Source organism: Vibrio sp. D54 (assembly GCF_021728075.1).
GTDB classification, from domain to species: domain Bacteria; phylum Pseudomonadota; class Gammaproteobacteria; order Enterobacterales; family Vibrionaceae; genus Vibrio; species Vibrio alginolyticus.
Window position 1 is genome coordinate 22,893 of sequence record NZ_JAKKCS010000014.1, and the last position, 16,211, is coordinate 39,103.

General features: G+C 43.0%; 15 protein-coding genes and 1 other RNA gene. 11 read left to right on the forward strand and 5 right to left on the reverse strand.

Features of this window, described 5'->3' with window-relative positions:
- Window positions 1–9: 9 nt before the first annotated feature.
- Together L3V37_RS17075 and bamE are read left to right on the forward strand one after the other, a co-directional pair.
- Entirely contained in the window at window positions 10–492 is a 483-nt protein-coding gene (locus L3V37_RS17075) for a GNAT family N-acetyltransferase (RefSeq protein ID WP_154204810.1), read from the forward strand.
- A gap of 242 nt (window positions 493–734) precedes the next feature.
- The gene (bamE, locus tag L3V37_RS17080; protein WP_017820585.1) at window positions 735–1,094 is read left to right on the forward strand and encodes an outer membrane protein assembly factor BamE; all 360 of its coding nucleotides are present in this window, start codon (window positions 735–737) and stop codon (window positions 1,092–1,094) included.
- Between the two features lie 101 nt (window positions 1,095–1,195).
- Here the strand turns inward: bamE and L3V37_RS17085 are convergent, their stop codons facing one another.
- Both L3V37_RS17085 and L3V37_RS17090 read right to left on the reverse strand, forming a co-directional pair.
- A complete protein-coding gene (locus L3V37_RS17085) occupies window positions 1,196–1,555 on the reverse strand; it encodes an RnfH family protein (protein WP_025768875.1) in 360 nt (119 codons plus the stop codon).
- On the reverse strand, window positions 1,545–1,988 hold the full coding sequence (locus L3V37_RS17090) for an SRPBCC family protein (RefSeq protein WP_005381641.1): 444 nt from the start codon (window positions 1,986–1,988) through the stop codon (window positions 1,545–1,547). Before L3V37_RS17090 ends, L3V37_RS17085 begins: the two co-directional genes overlap by 11 nt.
- Before the next feature lie 119 nt (window positions 1,989–2,107).
- Here L3V37_RS17090 and smpB point away from each other — a divergent pair, with 119 nt between their 5' ends.
- The 6 genes from smpB to hsdR all read left to right on the forward strand — a co-directional run bounded on the left by smpB (window position 2,108) and on the right by hsdR (window position 10,285).
- Window positions 2,108–2,593 carry an SsrA-binding protein SmpB gene (gene smpB, locus L3V37_RS17095; protein WP_005381642.1) on the forward strand — a complete coding sequence of 162 codons (486 nt, stop codon included), beginning with the start codon at window positions 2,108–2,110 and terminating at the stop codon, window positions 2,591–2,593.
- Window positions 2,594–2,659: 66 nt separating this feature from the next.
- Window positions 2,660–3,027, forward strand: a transfer-messenger RNA (tmRNA) gene (gene ssrA, locus L3V37_RS17100).
- Between the two features lie 183 nt (window positions 3,028–3,210).
- Complete coding sequence (locus tag L3V37_RS17105) at window positions 3,211–4,437, forward strand: integrase domain-containing protein (RefSeq protein ID WP_237306656.1); 1,227 nt, start codon at window positions 3,211–3,213, stop codon at window positions 4,435–4,437.
- A gap of 398 nt (window positions 4,438–4,835) precedes the next feature.
- Window positions 4,836–5,114, forward strand: coding sequence for an AlpA family transcriptional regulator (locus L3V37_RS17110; RefSeq protein WP_000115789.1), 279 nt, complete (start codon window positions 4,836–4,838; stop codon window positions 5,112–5,114).
- 136 nt (window positions 5,115–5,250) lie between these two features.
- Window positions 5,251–7,671 carry a DEAD/DEAH box helicase gene (locus L3V37_RS17115; protein ID WP_237306657.1) on the forward strand — a complete coding sequence of 807 codons (2,421 nt, stop codon included), beginning with the start codon at window positions 5,251–5,253 and terminating at the stop codon, window positions 7,669–7,671.
- A 169-nt stretch (window positions 7,672–7,840) separates the two neighbouring features.
- Window positions 7,841–10,285 carry an EcoAI/FtnUII family type I restriction enzme subunit R gene (gene hsdR, locus L3V37_RS17120; RefSeq protein WP_262655681.1) on the forward strand — a complete coding sequence of 815 codons (2,445 nt, stop codon included), beginning with the start codon at window positions 7,841–7,843 and terminating at the stop codon, window positions 10,283–10,285.
- A 61-nt stretch (window positions 10,286–10,346) separates the two neighbouring features.
- Here the strand turns inward: hsdR and L3V37_RS17125 are convergent, their stop codons facing one another.
- Both L3V37_RS17125 and L3V37_RS17130 read right to left on the reverse strand, forming a co-directional pair.
- Entirely contained in the window at window positions 10,347–11,009 is a 663-nt protein-coding gene (locus L3V37_RS17125; protein ID WP_237306659.1) for a site-specific DNA-methyltransferase, read from the reverse strand.
- A gap of 685 nt (window positions 11,010–11,694) precedes the next feature.
- Complete coding sequence (locus L3V37_RS17130; protein WP_237306660.1) at window positions 11,695–12,060, reverse strand: elongation factor Ts; 366 nt, start codon at window positions 12,058–12,060, stop codon at window positions 11,695–11,697.
- Between the two features lie 75 nt (window positions 12,061–12,135).
- Here L3V37_RS17130 and L3V37_RS17135 point away from each other — a divergent pair, with 75 nt between their 5' ends.
- Window positions 12,136–12,282: a hypothetical protein gene (locus L3V37_RS17135; protein WP_237306661.1), complete on the forward strand. Its 147-nt coding sequence runs from the start codon at window positions 12,136–12,138 to the stop codon at window positions 12,280–12,282.
- A 133-nt stretch (window positions 12,283–12,415) separates the two neighbouring features.
- Here L3V37_RS17135 and L3V37_RS17140 read toward each other — a convergent pair whose 3' ends face one another.
- Window positions 12,416–12,814, reverse strand: coding sequence for a hypothetical protein (locus L3V37_RS17140; RefSeq protein WP_237306662.1), 399 nt, complete (start codon window positions 12,812–12,814; stop codon window positions 12,416–12,418).
- 165 nt (window positions 12,815–12,979) lie between these two features.
- Here L3V37_RS17140 and L3V37_RS17145 point away from each other — a divergent pair, with 165 nt between their 5' ends.
- Together L3V37_RS17145 and L3V37_RS17150 are read left to right on the forward strand one after the other, a co-directional pair.
- On the forward strand, window positions 12,980–14,470 hold the full coding sequence (locus L3V37_RS17145) for an N-6 DNA methylase (protein WP_237306663.1): 1,491 nt from the start codon (window positions 12,980–12,982) through the stop codon (window positions 14,468–14,470).
- Window positions 14,470–16,209 (forward strand): restriction endonuclease subunit S, encoded by a 1,740-nt coding sequence (locus L3V37_RS17150; protein ID WP_237306664.1) that lies wholly within the window; start codon window positions 14,470–14,472, stop codon window positions 16,207–16,209. Before L3V37_RS17145 ends, L3V37_RS17150 begins: the two co-directional genes overlap by 1 nt.
- Window positions 16,210–16,211: the final 2 nt, after the last annotated feature.

The following is a 16,211-nucleotide window of genomic DNA, read 5'->3' on the forward strand; positions in this document are numbered from 1 at the left end:
GGATGAGATATGGATATCAGAGCAATACACAAAACCAACTGCTTAGATCTCATCCCTATTTTTATTGAGTTAGAACATTACTACTTCAAAGAAAAAGCTTCATCAAAACACGATCTGGTCCATTATCTAAAGAGCCAAGTCTTTTCTGAACATTCTGGTGTTAATATCATTGCGGTTTACGATAATGATGACGTCGTAGGCTTTGCATCTTATACCGTCATGCTCCCTGCCCCAAAACTCTCAGGACAGATGTACTTAAAAGATCTGTTCGTATCTTCGAAGGTTCGAGGAAAAGGGGTTGGTCTCAAGTTAATGAAGTATCTGGCATCTTTGGCGATCAAGTGTGGATGCCAAAGGTTGGACTGGACAGCTGAAAGTAGTAACCCTACCGCAGGTCAGTTTTACCGCTCAATTGGTGCAACACTAATTCATGAAAAAGAGTATTATCGTTTTTCAGGTGATGCATTACGCGAATTCGCCAAAACCGACTAACGAGTCACTAGGCTTGGCTCACCGCTGAAAGCGTCCATCACCCTACCTCCGATTGAAATGTGCTCTTCGTCACCTAACTAATACGTCATGTGGTGACATTTACCGCCTAATATCGGTGAATAAATGCAACTCAACTCAAAATTCGTTGTCAGATTGTCTACCATACGACGCATAGCTTTTTACATCTGCGTCGAGCTTGTTTATTATCAGCGCAGTATTTTAAAGGTTACTAAGAAATTATTATGCAATTAAAGAAGTGGTTAGTTGCCGTACCATTAGCAATGACATTGCTGACAGGATGTTCGGTATTGGAAAGACTGGTTTATCGTATTGATATCAACCAAGGCAACTATGTAGAACAAAGTGCGGTTGATAAATTAAAGTTTGGGATGACTAAAGCACAGGTTCGCTTCGTATTAGGGTCGCCAATGCTTATTGAAAACGGCTATCCAAACACTTGGTATTACATCTATCATCATACTCCTGGCCATGGCGAACCAGTACAGAAAGATCTGATTGTAAACTTTAATGACCAAGGCACACTCGCAGACATCAGTGGTGACTTTCCAAAAAGTGACGCATTTTACGAGCAAATTCAGTAAACTGACTTTTGCAAAAAAACCTCCCGTTTGGGAGGTTTTTTATTATATAGAAATCATGTTAGTCAAACTTTGAGTAACTCACATGAGCTATTGGGTTAATATTAATCCTGCTTATTTTTACGTACAGAACTAGGCTTGCCACCGGTGACTGGGTCTGCACTCCCCTCGGTTTTAGCCTGCTCCGCCCGCTTACGGCGAATCTCTTTCGGATCGGCGAGTAACGGACGATAAATCTCTATTCGATCTCGATCTCGAACAGTCGCATCTAACTTCACGTTACGACTAAACACACCCACTTTGTTCTTGGACAAATCAATTTCAGGGTACAACTCCAATACACCGGATTGTCGAATGATCTCTTCTACCGTTGCGTGATTATTTACCACTAAGTTAAATACACGCTGTTCATGAGGAAGAGCATAGACAACCTCAACGTGAATCATATCTGACTCAATACTCATAACACTCGTAGACCTGTTTTGCGCGTTTAGTAAATGCATTTACCATATTACTAGTAAGCTCGTTAAAAATCTTACCGAAGGCCATCTCAATCATTTTACTCGAGAATTCAAACTCAAGCTTTAGTTCAACCTTGCAAGCTTGCTCATCTAACGCGGTAAAAATCCAACCACCACGCAACGTCTTAAACGGGCCATCCACCAAGTTCATCATAATTGCCTGACCGGGGATCAACTCATTTGAAGTCGTAAACGTTTTGCTGATTCCAGCCTTCGCCACATCGACAGAAGCCACCATACCATTCCCCGAAGACTCAATGATTCTAGAGCCCGAGCAACCAGGCAGAAATTCAGGGTATTTAGCAACATCATTAACCAGATTGAACATCTGTTCGGCGCTAAAAGACACAAGCGCAGAACGGCTGACTTGCTTCATACATACTCCTATCGATACATGTACAGATTTAAAGCTACTCGCCAATTTTACTTTTATTCCACGATTGCGCAAATAAAAGGATTTCCTATCCGATATCCAACCCGTATAATGACGCTATTATGGCAAAGAAAAAAACGAAACAAAAAGCGGGTAGCAATACTATCGCGCTGAATAAAAAAGCTCGCCACGAGTATTTCATCGATGATGAAATCGAAGCTGGCTTGGAGCTCCAAGGTTGGGAAGTGAAAGCCCTTCGCCAAGGTAAAGCCAATATTTCTGAAAGTTACGTATTTATGCGTGACGGTGAAGCCTTTGTGAGTGGCATGACAATCACTCCTTTAAATCAGGCATCGACACACGTTGTGGCGAACCCTACACGTGTGCGTAAACTACTAATGAGTCGTCGTGAGCTGGATAACCTATTCGGACGTGTAAACCGTGAAGGTATGACATTAACGGCCCTCTCACTGTACTGGTCTCGCTCTTGGGTGAAACTAAAAATTGGCGTAGCAAAAGGTAAAAAGCTGCACGATAAACGTACGGATCTAAAAGAAAAAGACTGGGCAAGAGAAAAAGCACGCGTAATGAAGAGCGCGCTGCGTTAATCTTGACCACTTAAACGCATAGTACTGGACAGCCAATGCTTTTCTGTTACTATGCGAATATTACCTGGGGCTGATTTAGGATTCGACGGGAATTCAGAAGTCTGAGGTGCATGCCGAGGTGCGGTAGGCCTCGTTAACAAACCGCAAAAAAATAGTCGCAAACGACGAAAACTACGCACTAGCAGCTTAATAACCTGCTAAGAGCTCTCTCGCCCTAGCTTCCGCACGTAAGACGGGGAATAACGAGGGATCAAACCCAAACGCGCTAGCCCGGATTCTCCCGCCTGAGAGATGAACGGCGAATTTTAATTCAGGCTAGTCATTCATTAGCGTGTCGGTTCGCAGGTGGATGGCGAAATTAAAGATCGACTAAGCATGTAGTACCAATGATGAACGGTTTTCGGACGCGGGTTCAACTCCCGCCAGCTCCACCAATCACTAGTAACGGGACGTCTCAGGACGTCCCGTTTTCTTTTCTAAACCCTTGTTCTATCTAGCTTTAAGTGGTTCAGGGCGTCTCATCAAGATTCACTTAATCTCAGTCATTTAGTAACATTCTGCGTAACACTAACCAATAACAACACAAATTGGTGTTACATCAGAAAGGAACCATTAAAATGGCTAAGCAAATCAAGCCTTTATCACCAACTCAAGTAACCAAAGCTAAGCCCTTAGAGAAAGAATATTCGCTTGCCGATGGCAACGGTCTGTACTTACGTATAAAGCCCAATGGCGCAAAACTTTGGATTTTCAACTACATCCACCCAACAACTAAAAAACGTAAGAACATCAGCCTTGGTGCATTTCCCGACATAACTCTCGCGTCCGCGAGAGAAAAAACAAGAGAGATGCGCCAACAGGTCGCTGAAGGTATTGATCCAAAAACTCACAGGGATAACCAACTCATTACCGCACAGATAGCTCAGTCATCAACTCTTAAATCAGTTGCCGAAGAATGGTTTGAAGTAAAAAAGCATGACGTTTCGGAAGACTATGCCAACGATATCTGGCGATCTCTGGAACTACATATCTTTCCCAACCTCGGTAACATGCCGATAAGTGAGCTAACTGCCCCAATTGTGATTCAAGTTTTACGACCAGTAGAAGCAAAGGGCGCATTAGAGACAGTTAAACGAGTATGTCAGCGAATAAATGAAGTGATGAACTACGCAGTGAATTGCGGAAAGATTCAGTCCAACCCATTATTCGGGATAAAGCATGCATTTAAAAAGTCGAAAGCTGATCACATGAGTACTATCAGCCCAGACGAACTTCATACTCTTATGCAAGCGATGTCCTTAGCCAATATTAAGCTTGCTACCCGCTGCGCTTTTGAATTCCAACTCCACACACTCACCCGTCCTGTTGAGTGTGCCGCTGCTGAATGGAGTGAAATTGATTTCGAAAACAAACTTTGGGTCATTGGCAAAGAGAAAATGAAAATGAAGCGCGACCACAAAATCCCTCTTTCAGATGCTTCTATTCAGCTTTTAAACTTTATGAAGCCCATCTCCTACGGACAACGCTATGTCTTCCCCAGTTCAAAGTCAGTTGACCAGCACATGAACAGTCAGAGCGTCAACGCAGCTCTAAAACGTGCAGGAATGAAAGGAAAGCTGGTAAGTCACGGTATGCGTTCCATCGGCAGTACAGCGCTCAACGAACAGGGCTTCAACAAAGATGCTATTGAGCTGTGTCTAGCACACGTAGACAAGAACACGATTCGTGACATCTACAACAATGCTGAATATCTGGAAGAGCGACGAAAAATCATGGATTGGTGGAGTAATTTCATACTTGATGCTTCTAAAAACACCAACACAATAGCAAAACCATCAAAATAAGTGATACGAGTCACATTTTAAATAAGATGCGGGTGTTTTTGTATTGACGATGAGAATCACCCGCATTATTTTAAATCGCGTCTAAATATTTAATTTTTACATAGGAAACAGACATTTAAAGTCCGCTCCGCGGCAACAGCCTTATGCTCGTTAAACTTCGGTTTAACTATTTTTTATTGTTTTAGCACTAACTTAATTTTCTGAGTCTTTTTTTAAGACTTCTTTATTTTATTACATACACAACACCTTCCCTCCTGTTGCGAAGGGTGAGGCTGTTACCAACATAAAGGTTTCAGTCCTAGGTTATTATTGCTTTGCTGAAGTTAAATTTCAGTGGATCAGTGTAAGTATTAGAATATGAAGGCGGTGCTAGACATGAATTAACATAGGTTATCGTTATGTCTGTAAATACAACTCCTCTTCTAAAAATCGTACGTAAATCTGACGTTCTACAACGCGTACCCTTCTCAAGAGCGACTCTCCACCGCAAAATTAACGATGGAACATTCCCACCTTCAATTCCCCTTGGTGCAAACTCTGTTGGTTTCTTGTCTCATGAGGTCGATGCCATTATCGCAGCCATGGCACTAGGCAAAGATCTACAGCAAACCGTTTCTCATCTTGTTGAGCAAAGACAGTCTCTTTTCGACAACAGTCTCTATGCACTAGCCGCATAACTAAAACTCTCACTAAGCACAAATAAATCAATTGTTTACTGCATGCTTTAGCATGCTGGTAAAAGTGCAGAGTTCTTTAGTTATATATATTACTTAGAAACTTTGCACTTTTACGTTCTACTAGGAATAAGAATAAATGAACGTTATCGCGCAATCTCAAGCTTCAGAACATACACTGGTTCGTTCAACAGAGTCCTGCTCAGTCGCTATTCTTAGCGGCGAGTCTCTAAGCTTCGATCATGACAAGTACAGGGTCGTTGCTGTTCGCAACGACAAAAACAACCTGGCTGAAGTTATCCGCTATTACCGTGATGCTGGCTTCAATAGCATCAAGTTAATCATTGATTCAAAAAAGCTCCCTGATCAAGCTGTAGATTTCATGATGATTAATTATCGCCACGCTAGGTGTGATCTTTATGATTTAGCGTCAAAGCGACTCTACTGTCTGAAAGACTACAACGATACAATCCAGTATCTATCTCTTTGCTATCAGTTGACGAATTGCGGCATGCGGGGTGACGAAATCATTGACTGGCTAGCTAAAAAACTAGTCCGTACAATTCCTCTGATCTGTTCCGATGCTAAATCATGCTTGAGAACTTACCGTTTCTATCTCCACAAAGACAATAATTTCCTAAGCAAAGTTTTAGATTGCCTTGAACTAAAGCTACACCACTATCATTCGTCAGTTCAAGATTTTATGAAGCTTAGAACGCCGACGAAAACAATCCGTACTTCAACTCTCGACTGTCCAGAAGTGTGTGAAGCGCTAGCCAATGAGCGAACCCTTGCGATTAAATCTGCAACAGGGACTGGTAAAACGAAACACGTCTTTGGCCCTATTACTCAGCTAGCTGAGCAAAACAATAAATCCGTGGTATATCTTTCTCACCTGATGGCTTTAGTAGAACAATACTGCATTCAAAATCATGCGGTCAGCTATACCACTCAAAACTTAACGCAGCTTGAACAGTCGAAAGCGATGGGATTAGTCGTCAATAGTGTGTGGAAAGCACATATCCAAGCATATTGCCACAATGCTGATACCTTGATTATTGATGAGTTTGAGAAAGTAATTTCAACTGTCGTGTGTTCGGAGCATTCACTACAAATGCCAAAACAACGCGTCTTTCATTGCTTGTCTGAGATTATTCGCTCCATTCCACAAGTCATTGTGGGCGATGCTGATCTTTCCGATATTAGTTTAGGCTTTTTGAAGGATTTACGAGGTGACGTGACTTTAATCCAGTGCGACAAAAACCCATATCTGGGAATTGAAGCAGTTATCACAGATAAAAATCAGTATCTTTATAGTCAGGATGATCTCAAGTCAAAATTGTTGGAGGACAAGGTGTTTCTCTTTGACTCGCTAGTGACACTTCGAGGAGTAGTTAAACAACTTGGTTATGAGGACAAACAAGGTTTAGATAGTGAGACTGCGGCTCTAAACGACGGTGTGCTAGTCATTCACGGGGAGAATAAAGGAATGGACGCACAACGTGCTTTTCTGGCTAACCCGAATGAAGAAATCTCCAAATACAAAGCGATTATCGCTTCTCCCTGTCTAGGGTCAGGCTTCTCAATCGTCAAAAACTTTGCCAATAGAGTCGTCGTATTCTGTGACAAAACACTAAATCCATTTGAACTAGTTAACTTCGCACGTCGATTCCGTAAAGCAAAGGAGATTTGGTTCACCGTAGATGCCCATCAAGACTTCTTCTGCCGCCCGACAAGGGCAAGAGTCTACAATGCGAATATTCACTCAGCGCCAACAGACCACCTAGAGATTGCATTCTGTAACGTGAAATCACAGTTCACCACACCTCTGGGGCTACATCTATGGATCACATTGAAGGAACTCGGCTTTCATGTTGATTCGCTACCATCCTCAGTGTACTCACAGAGCTGTGGGTCTAAAACGAACAAGCAATATTTAAAAGCTTACAGAGAGGCGTTGGTCAACGCCATTATGCAAGCTGTCGATTTAACCCAGCATGACGTGAAGCGGCTTATGATGGCTGATAAGCGCACAGCCAGTGACAACGCAGCCATCTCGAAGCATACAATCAAAAACTACTATCACCTGACTGAAGTCACAAAAGAAGATATCGAGTTTCATTTCCTGTTTTCCAAGAACAGAAAGCTCTTCGACAAGTTGTTTTCTGTTCCAGCGCCAAACGAAGATGACAGCAAAAACTCAAAATATCGCCGCTTGGCGAATTTAATCAGCGAGAGTCTGTTCAAAGGGCACCAGTTCAGTGCTCAATCATCTTCTATCATGATCCATAGGGAGCAGATTTTAGGGTTTGTTAATCTGATGATCGAAAATCGGGACTTAGTCAATTGGACCCTGCACAAAGATACTCACATCCCCCTATCACTCAACACCAACAGCACGACAAATAAAAAGATGCTGTATTTTGGGCAACTCATGAAGTCTCTGGGTTTTGAAATCGGTAGATTTAGCGGAACAACAAATAAAGCGAAAATCTCTCTGACTCAAAGGGCGCGTAGCTACACTAGATCAAGTACCGAGTCTCTAGATATCGTTGCTTAGCTGACTTCCCGTTATGCTCTATTGCATAACGGGATAGCTATTTCCACGAATGGCCTCTGGTATTTCATACATACCGTTACCCACTTCACTGATAAGTCAGTATCTTTTCTGCTTTTATGCATCCTTTGGTATAGTCATGAAATGCATTTGTACTGAGCTGGCTAATCGCATGGAATCGACAATCAATAAATCAAAGCTATCTGAAACCGACATCATCACGAAATTCATTCTTCCTGCTATCAAAGGTGCGGGATGGGATGATATGTCGCAGATTCGCCAAGAAGTAAAACTACGTGATGGTAAAGTCATTGTTCGTGGTCAGGCAGCGGCGAGGAAAAAGGTAAAATCTGCGGACATCGTCCTTTACCATAAACCGAGCATGCCTCTAGCCGTTGTCGAAGCAAAAGCGAATAAGCATGAAATCGGCAAAGGTATGCAACAAGGACTAGACTACGCCAGCTTACTTGAAGTCCCTTTTATCTTTGCCTCAAATGGTGACGGTTTTATCTTCCACGACAAAACCAACCCAGCTCAACTCGAAACCGAAATTCGACTTGAAGACTTCCCAACACCTCAGCAACTATGGGACAAATACTGCGTTTGGAAAGGTTACAAAACCGAGCACCTTCCAGTCATTACTCAAGATTACCATGATGATGGTAGCGGTAAGTCTCCGCGCTACTATCAGCTACAAGCGATAAACAAAACCGTAGAAGCGGTAGCCGCAGGACAAAACCGTGTGCTACTGGTTATGGCAACGGGGACGGGCAAAACTTACACTGCATTCCAGATTATTTGGCGACTATGGAAGTCCCGAGCCAAAAAACGCATCCTGTTTTTAGCGGACAGAAACATTCTGGTCGATCAAACTAAGACCAACGACTTCCAGCCGTTTGGCACCGCTATGACCAAAGTCACTGGTCGAACAGTCGATCCCGCTTACGAAATCCACCTAGCTCTGTATCAAGCTCTTACAGGGTCAGAAGAGCACCAAAAAGCATACAAACAAGTCGATCCTGATTTCTTTGACCTTATTGTTGTTGACGAGTGTCACCGTGGCAGTGCCGCTGAGGACAGCGCATGGCGTGAGATTCTTGAGTATTTCGGTTCAGCGACTCAAATAGGGCTAACCGCGACACCGAAAGAAACCGATATCGTGTCTAACACCGAGTACTTTCACGATGCCATATATACCTACTCTCTAAAGCAAGGTATTGAAGACGGTTTCTTAGCCCCTTACAAAGTTGTGCGTGTAGATATCGATGTAGATTTACAAGGTTGGCGACCAACCAAAGGACAAGTCGATAAACATGGTGAAGTCATCGAAGACAGGATCTATAACCAGAAAGACTTCGACAGAACTATGGTCATTGATGAACGAACAGAACTGGTTGCACAGACCATCACCAGCTATCTCAAGCGCACCGACCCCATGGCAAAGACCATTGTGTTCTGTAATGACATTGACCATGCAGAGCGTATGCGTCGAGCACTAATCAACTGCAACCCTGAGCAAGTTGCTAAGAATGAAAAGTACGTAATGAAAATTACAGGTGATGATGAAATCGGCAAAGCTCAGCTTGATAACTTCATCAACCCCAAAAAGGCTTACCCTGTTATCGCGACCACCTCAGAACTCATGACAACAGGTGTCGATGCAAAAACTTGTAAACTGGTTGTTCTTGACCAGGGCATTAAGTCGATGACCAAGTTTAAGCAGATCATCGGTCGTGGTACTCGTATTGATGATCGTTACGGAAAGCTATGGTTTACCATTCTCGACTTCAAAAAGGCGACTGAACTGTTCGCTGATGAGCGCTTTGATGGTGTCCCTGAGCGAGTTAAAGAGACAAAACCAGAAGACTTCGACACCGATGATGGACTCGATGAGATCATCGATGGTGAGGATGAACTTGAACAGGATGATCCATTTGAAGGGGAAGATATCGACCCTGAAAGCATTCATGAACCAGAGGCTTCATACGACTCAGGTTCATCTCCTTCTGACGGTAGTAATTCCGATGATGATTGGCAGGATGAAAACCGAGTTAGAAAGTTCCATGTCAACGGTGTAACGGTGAAAGCCATTGCCGAACGTGTTCAATACTACGATTCCGACGGTAAACTCGTAACCGAGTCGTTCAAAGACTATACCCGCAAAACGATGGCAAAACAGTTCACCTCAATGGATGACTTTGTTAAGCGCTGGCAAGATGCCGATAAAAAGCAAGCAATCATCGATGAACTGGCAGAGGAAGGCATCATCTGGGAAGCATTAGAGCTGGAAGTCGGCAAAGATCTCGACCCATTCGACATGATTTGTCATGTCGTATATGACCAACCAGCACTCACCAGAAAAGAACGCGCTGACAACGTCAAAAAGCGCAACTACTTCACTAAGTACGGTGAAACAGCGCAGCAGGTGTTGAGCAACTTACTGGACAAGTACGCAGACGAAGGCGTTCAAGAGATTGAGAATATTCATGTACTCAAAGTTAAGCCTTTTGACGAGATGGGACGCCCTGCTGAAATCGTCAAAAAGTGCTTTGGTGGTAAAGAGCAATACTTAGAAGCGATTTCTGAATTGGAAGCTGAGATTTATCAATCAGCCTAATCACCACTACCCCGCATTGCTACTCGGCTACCTTCAGGTAGCCGTTAACTGTATTCGCCTTTTAAGTTCCAAAATCCATACGCTGGCGGATGTGTTCATGGGCAGACGGGGAAATATCGTTCCCTTTAAACCGACGATTCAAGTTTTTAGCTGCAACCAAGGTCGAGCCTGAGCCAAAAAACGGATCAACAACTAGCTCGCCTTCTCTGCTACTTTGAGCGACCAGAACTTGCAAGAGACTTACTGGCTTTTCAGTTGGATACCCTCTATAGACTCGTTTATGGGTCAGTATGTCAGGTATACCCAAATCATTGAGCTTCCTCTTACCCTTTTCAAAAAACAGTATGTATTCATGTCGAGCACGGTAGTGGTAGCCCATACCAATACTCACTTTGTCCCATACAATAGGTTTCCAGAATTTGAAGCCGACTTTCTCCGCTATCGGCTTAATGACAAACATCGTTTCTTGATCACAGAATAGGTAGAAGTGGGAGTGGTTCTTGAGCACACGATAGACCTCACTGAGTAACGCTTCAAATCTATCGTTAGGGAAGATCTTAAACCATTGATTGCTTGACGCTTTGCTCACCTTAAGCCGAGTGGTTGTCCCAATTTTTCGGTGTTTTTCTAAAGACTCATAGGGAGGGTCGGTAATTAATAGATCAACGCTCGCAGCATCGAGCGTTGACAACCATTTTACTGCATCTTCTTGAAATAAGTTCATCAGAGTCCTATTCGATAAGACTACTGCATGTTTTCCCATTCATATAGGTTTGAGACTGCACTCCTTTATCCAGGTGACGACAATCTATACAGTAGCTTTGGTATCCTTCAGGGTTTCGAGCAGTCACTCTAGCAGGTGTTTTACCAAAGGACGATGGATATGGATGAAAAACGTGCTCTCCTCCATTTGCATCAGAACAATGTGGACAAGACTTAAATTTTTGGCCTGTATGGGGATCTCTTTTGTGTATCATCCCTACGTTCAAACGTATGTTGCAACAATGGCACTTCATGGACAGCTCCTCTTTAGCATCACAGATAGAAGATATGATACTAACTGCATTTCAAAAGTACCGTGAGGTAAGCAACAAAGTTCGTTTTAGTGTGCGTAACAGGTTGGCTTTCTAGTCCTTACAAATAAGCATTCTCTTACTTTCTTCAATAGCAATAAGACCCCAATCTAAATTCTCATTCATTACGATTAGTCGTGTATCAGGCAAAACGCTCATTGCTTCATCTATAGCCAACTTTAATGACTCGAAGTCGAGACTCATTGCTCGGAGATCTGTCCTCTCTTTACCGACAACATCATACCAATGCCCCTTGTACATCCTGCCCTCCTCTTAATAACGATAATTTATTAGTAAAAGTCAGAAAAAATAATTCTACGTCAAACGCATCCGTCTTTAACGGCTCTTATCTTCATCCAGCCAACTGGATATCTCTGCTAAACCTGCAAGCGAATCCTCATTCAAGCATCTATGGTTAACGTATTTTGGAACCACGACATGCAACCCCAATGCAACAAAATCTGGGTGATCCGAAATGATTTTCACGTACTGTTCAAGCCGACTCTCTGGTGTTGATTCTCTTTGCAAATGCTTCTTGAGAGCCTCTCTGAACTTACGAATTTCGTCAGGGGAAGCATCTTCTATATCTTCATATTCAGAACACTGAAGTCCTTCGTAAAGAACATCTGCCAGTTGCTTATGGCTCCAACCTAACGCATCCAACATGGTTCGAATTTGCTGTTGTTTTTGGGCTGTCCCCATTTGTCCCTACCCTACTAGTTACTATGCAATGGTCTCAGCGGAGACAAGCATTCAATTAACGAAAAGGAAAATATTATGACTAAAAACAAAACACCAATGACCACTGAAGCCGCTGCTCGCATTCAATCACATGAAGCGAAGAATAATGGCGGAAAAGTCGAAAAAGGCACTTTTACAGGCCGTGCCCAACGAGCTGCCGCCCACAACCAAAAAACAAGGTAAGTAAGGAGATAAACATGAGCAAAGAAAATCCTAACTACCCAAGCAAAACTGGCGAGCCTTCTGGCAAAGGTCGTGGTAATACACCTAAACGCTAGCAATATTTTGAGGCAGTCATCACTGCCTCATTTCCTATCTATGAACACCCTTTGGCGTTCAACTTAAAATTGCTTAAAAACAACTGTTGATCCGATTTATAGTCTGAATACGGTACAGACTTTTCCGTTTCTGCAAGAGCGCATAAACACGTTTCTCGCTTACTTTCATACCAACTTACCGACACCATATTCTTTGCTGAGTTTATGCAGGTATCAACGATGGCATACTCCACTTCGAGTGGGTAACGCTCTTCATCTAAAGCAGCGTTAACCTTGTATCCACCGATCGCGCCAACGAACAAAGCGGTACTCGCGGACACAAGTTTACGTTTGCTGAACTTGAAACCTTTGAAGCTCTTCTCACACTTTTTACAAGCAATATTTTCCGCAAACTCGATATCATTGTCGGTCTGACAATGTGGGCATTCTATTTTCATGAAACCTAGACAACCTACTGATCAATTTATTAATTTAATATTCACTTGATTATTGTTTATTGAGCCACAAATAACCACCCTTTTGCATATGCACTAATTCACGTTTTTCATGTCAATTCTGCTATAATCTGCCCCAATTTTTCAGTCAGTTAGTAGTAGAACTCCATGTCAATCAGTTCAGTTATCAAGTCTATTCAAGACATCATGCGTAAAGATGCGGGTGTTGATGGTGACGCGCAGCGTCTAGGCCAGATGTCGTGGCTTTTGTTCCTTAAAGTGTTTGATGCTCAAGAAGAAGAGCTAGAGTTCGAGTTAGACGATTACCGCGAACCCATCCCAGCCAAGTACCTATGGCGTAACTGGGCGGCAGATAACCAAGGCATTACAGGTGATGAGCTGCTGGAATTCATCAATGATGACCTATTCCCGACGTTAAAAAACCTAACCGCACCGAAAGACACCAACCCACGTGGTTTTGTAGTGAAAGAAGCCTTTAGTGACGCTTTCAACTATATGAAAAATGGCACACTGCTGCGCCAAGTGATTAACAAGCTCAACGAGATCGACTTTACTGATTCTAAAGAACGTCACCTGTTTGGTGATATCTACGAACAGATCCTACGCGACCTACAAAGTGCAGGTAATGCGGGTGAGTTCTACACCCCTCGCGCGGTGACTCGTTTTATCGTCAATCGTCTTGACCCTAAACTAGGCGAGCAAATTATGGATCCCGCCTGCGGCACGGGTGGATTCCTGGCTTGCTCGTTCGATCACGTCAAAGAGAACTACGTGACAAGCGCAGCCGACCACCAAACGCTGCAAAAGCAAATCCATGGTGTAGAGAAGAAACAACTGCCACATTTGCTGTGTATCACCAATATGATGCTCCACGGCATCGAAGTCCCTGTACAGATCAAGCACGGCAACACGCTTAACAAGCCGCTTTCAAACTGGGATAGCAATATCAATGTGATTGCGACTAACCCACCGTTTGGCGGCACAGAAGAAGACGGGATTGAAAAGAACTTCCCTGCCGAAATGCAAACCCGCGAAACCGCCGATTTGTTCTTGCAGCTTATTGTCGAAGTATTGGATAAAGATGGTCGCGCAGGTGTAGTGTTGCCTGATGGCACCTTGTTTGGTGAAGGTGTAAAAACCAAAATCAAAAAGATGCTGACGGAAGTGTGTAACCTGCACACGATTGTTCGCTTACCTAATGGCGTGTTCAATCCATACACAGGTATTAAGACCAACATTCTGTTCTTTACCAAAGGCCAACCGACCAAACAAGTGTGGTTCTATGAGCACCCTTACCCAGAAGGCGTGAAGAACTACAGCAAAACCAAACCGATGAAGTTTGAAGAGTTCCAGCAAGAGATCGATTGGTGGGGTAACGAGGCCGATGGATTCGCTAGCCGTATCGAGACCAAGCAAGCTTGGAAGGTATCGATTGAAGATATTATCGAACGCAACTTCAACCTTGATATTAAAAACCCATATCAGGACGAAGTAGTCAGCCATGACCCTGAAGAGTTGCTGGCGAGCTATCAACAACAGCAACAAGACATCAAAGCACTACGTGACCAACTGAAAGGCATTCTCGGAGATGCGCTTAGCTCTACCATTCAAGGTAAAAAGCAAGGTGGAGAGCAATAATGGCTGTAGAGAACCTAATTACCGAGCATATTGATATTTGGACTTCGGCAGTAAAGACCAAATCGACCTCTGGTCGTGGCAGCAGCAAAAAGCTAGAGCTTTATGGTGTTAAGAAGCTACGTGAGCTAATTCTGGAGTTAGCTGTGCGAGGTAAGCTTGTTCCTCAAGATCCTAATGACGAGCCTGCTTCAGTGTTGCTTGAACGCATTGCGGCAGAGAAAGCAGAGTTAGTGAAAGAAAAAATAATCAGAAAGTCAAAATCTCTACCTGTAGTTTCTAAAAAAGAACAACCATTCGTATTGCCTAAAGGTTGGGTATGGGAAAGGTTAGGGAGCATTGGTATTGGAGCTACAGGGAAAACACCAAGCACCAAGCAGTCAATTTTTTTCGAAGGCTCGATACCTTTTATTGGGCCTGGTCAGATTAATCAGAATGGGGAAATTTTAGCACCTGAAAAGTTCTTGAGTTGTGAAGGTTTGTTAAATAGTACCGAAGCAATTGAGGGTGACATTTTGATGGTCTGTATTGGAGGCTCGATTGGTAAGGCTGCAATAGCACGTCAAACAGTTGGTTTTAATCAGCAAATCAATGCGATAAGAGCGTTACAAATGCCATCGGCTTATCTCTATACCTCCTTATCAACAGATTCGTTCCTTCAGGAACTACTCAAAAAAGCTACAGGGTCTGCTACACCAATTATTAATAGAAGAAAATGGGAAGAGCTATTAGTACCTATTGCTCCTCTTGAGGAACAATACCGTATCGTCGCCAAAGTAAATGAGCTAATGACGCTCTGTGACCAGCTTGAGCAACAAACCGAAGCCAGTATTGAAGCACATCAGGTGCTGGTAACAACTTTGTTGGACACGCTCACCAACTCTGCCGATGCTAACGAGTTGATGCAAAACTGGACGCGAATCAGTGAGCATTTCGATACCTTATTCACCACCGAAGAGAGTATCGACCAACTTAAGCAAACTATTCTGCAACTGGCGGTGATGGGTAAACTAGTTCCACAAGACCCAAGTGATGAACCTGCTGCTGAGTTACTGAAAAGAATAGCGGAAGAAAAAGCACAGTTAGTCAAAGAGAAAAAAATCAAAAAGCAAAAGGCTCTACCGCCGATTAGTGAGGATGAAAAGCCGTTTGAACTGCCGAGTGGATGGGTGTGGTGTAGGCTTCAAGATATAACGAGCAAAATAACTGACGGTGATCATAAAACACCACCAAGGATTGAAACTGGCTATACTCTCTTATCTGCCAAAAATGTTCGCGATGGTTTTATTGACTTTTCAACTACTGATTTTATCTCTGAAGAGGACTATATGAAATCACGTGAGCGCTGTCTTCCTGAACATAATGATCTACTTATTGTGTCGGTCGGCGGTACTATTGGACGAAGTAGTTTAGTCCCCAAAAAATCTGATTTCGCTCTGGTTCGTAGCGTGGCATTGATAAAACCATTGAAATTTAATTCTGAATATTTAAAGCATGCAATGGACTCAAAACTATTGCAGGACTCTATTCATAACAACAAAAGAGGTGGTGCTCAACCATGCCTCTACTTATCGGAGATTAGTAAATTTCCATTCACTATGCCCCCATTAGAAGAACAAAATAGAATTGTATTAAAAATAAATCAGCTACTTGCAATATGTGAAAGTCTAAAACTACAGATCCAAGAAAGCCAAGTAACTCAGTTTCATCTGACTGACGCGATTGTCGAACAAGCAGTATAACC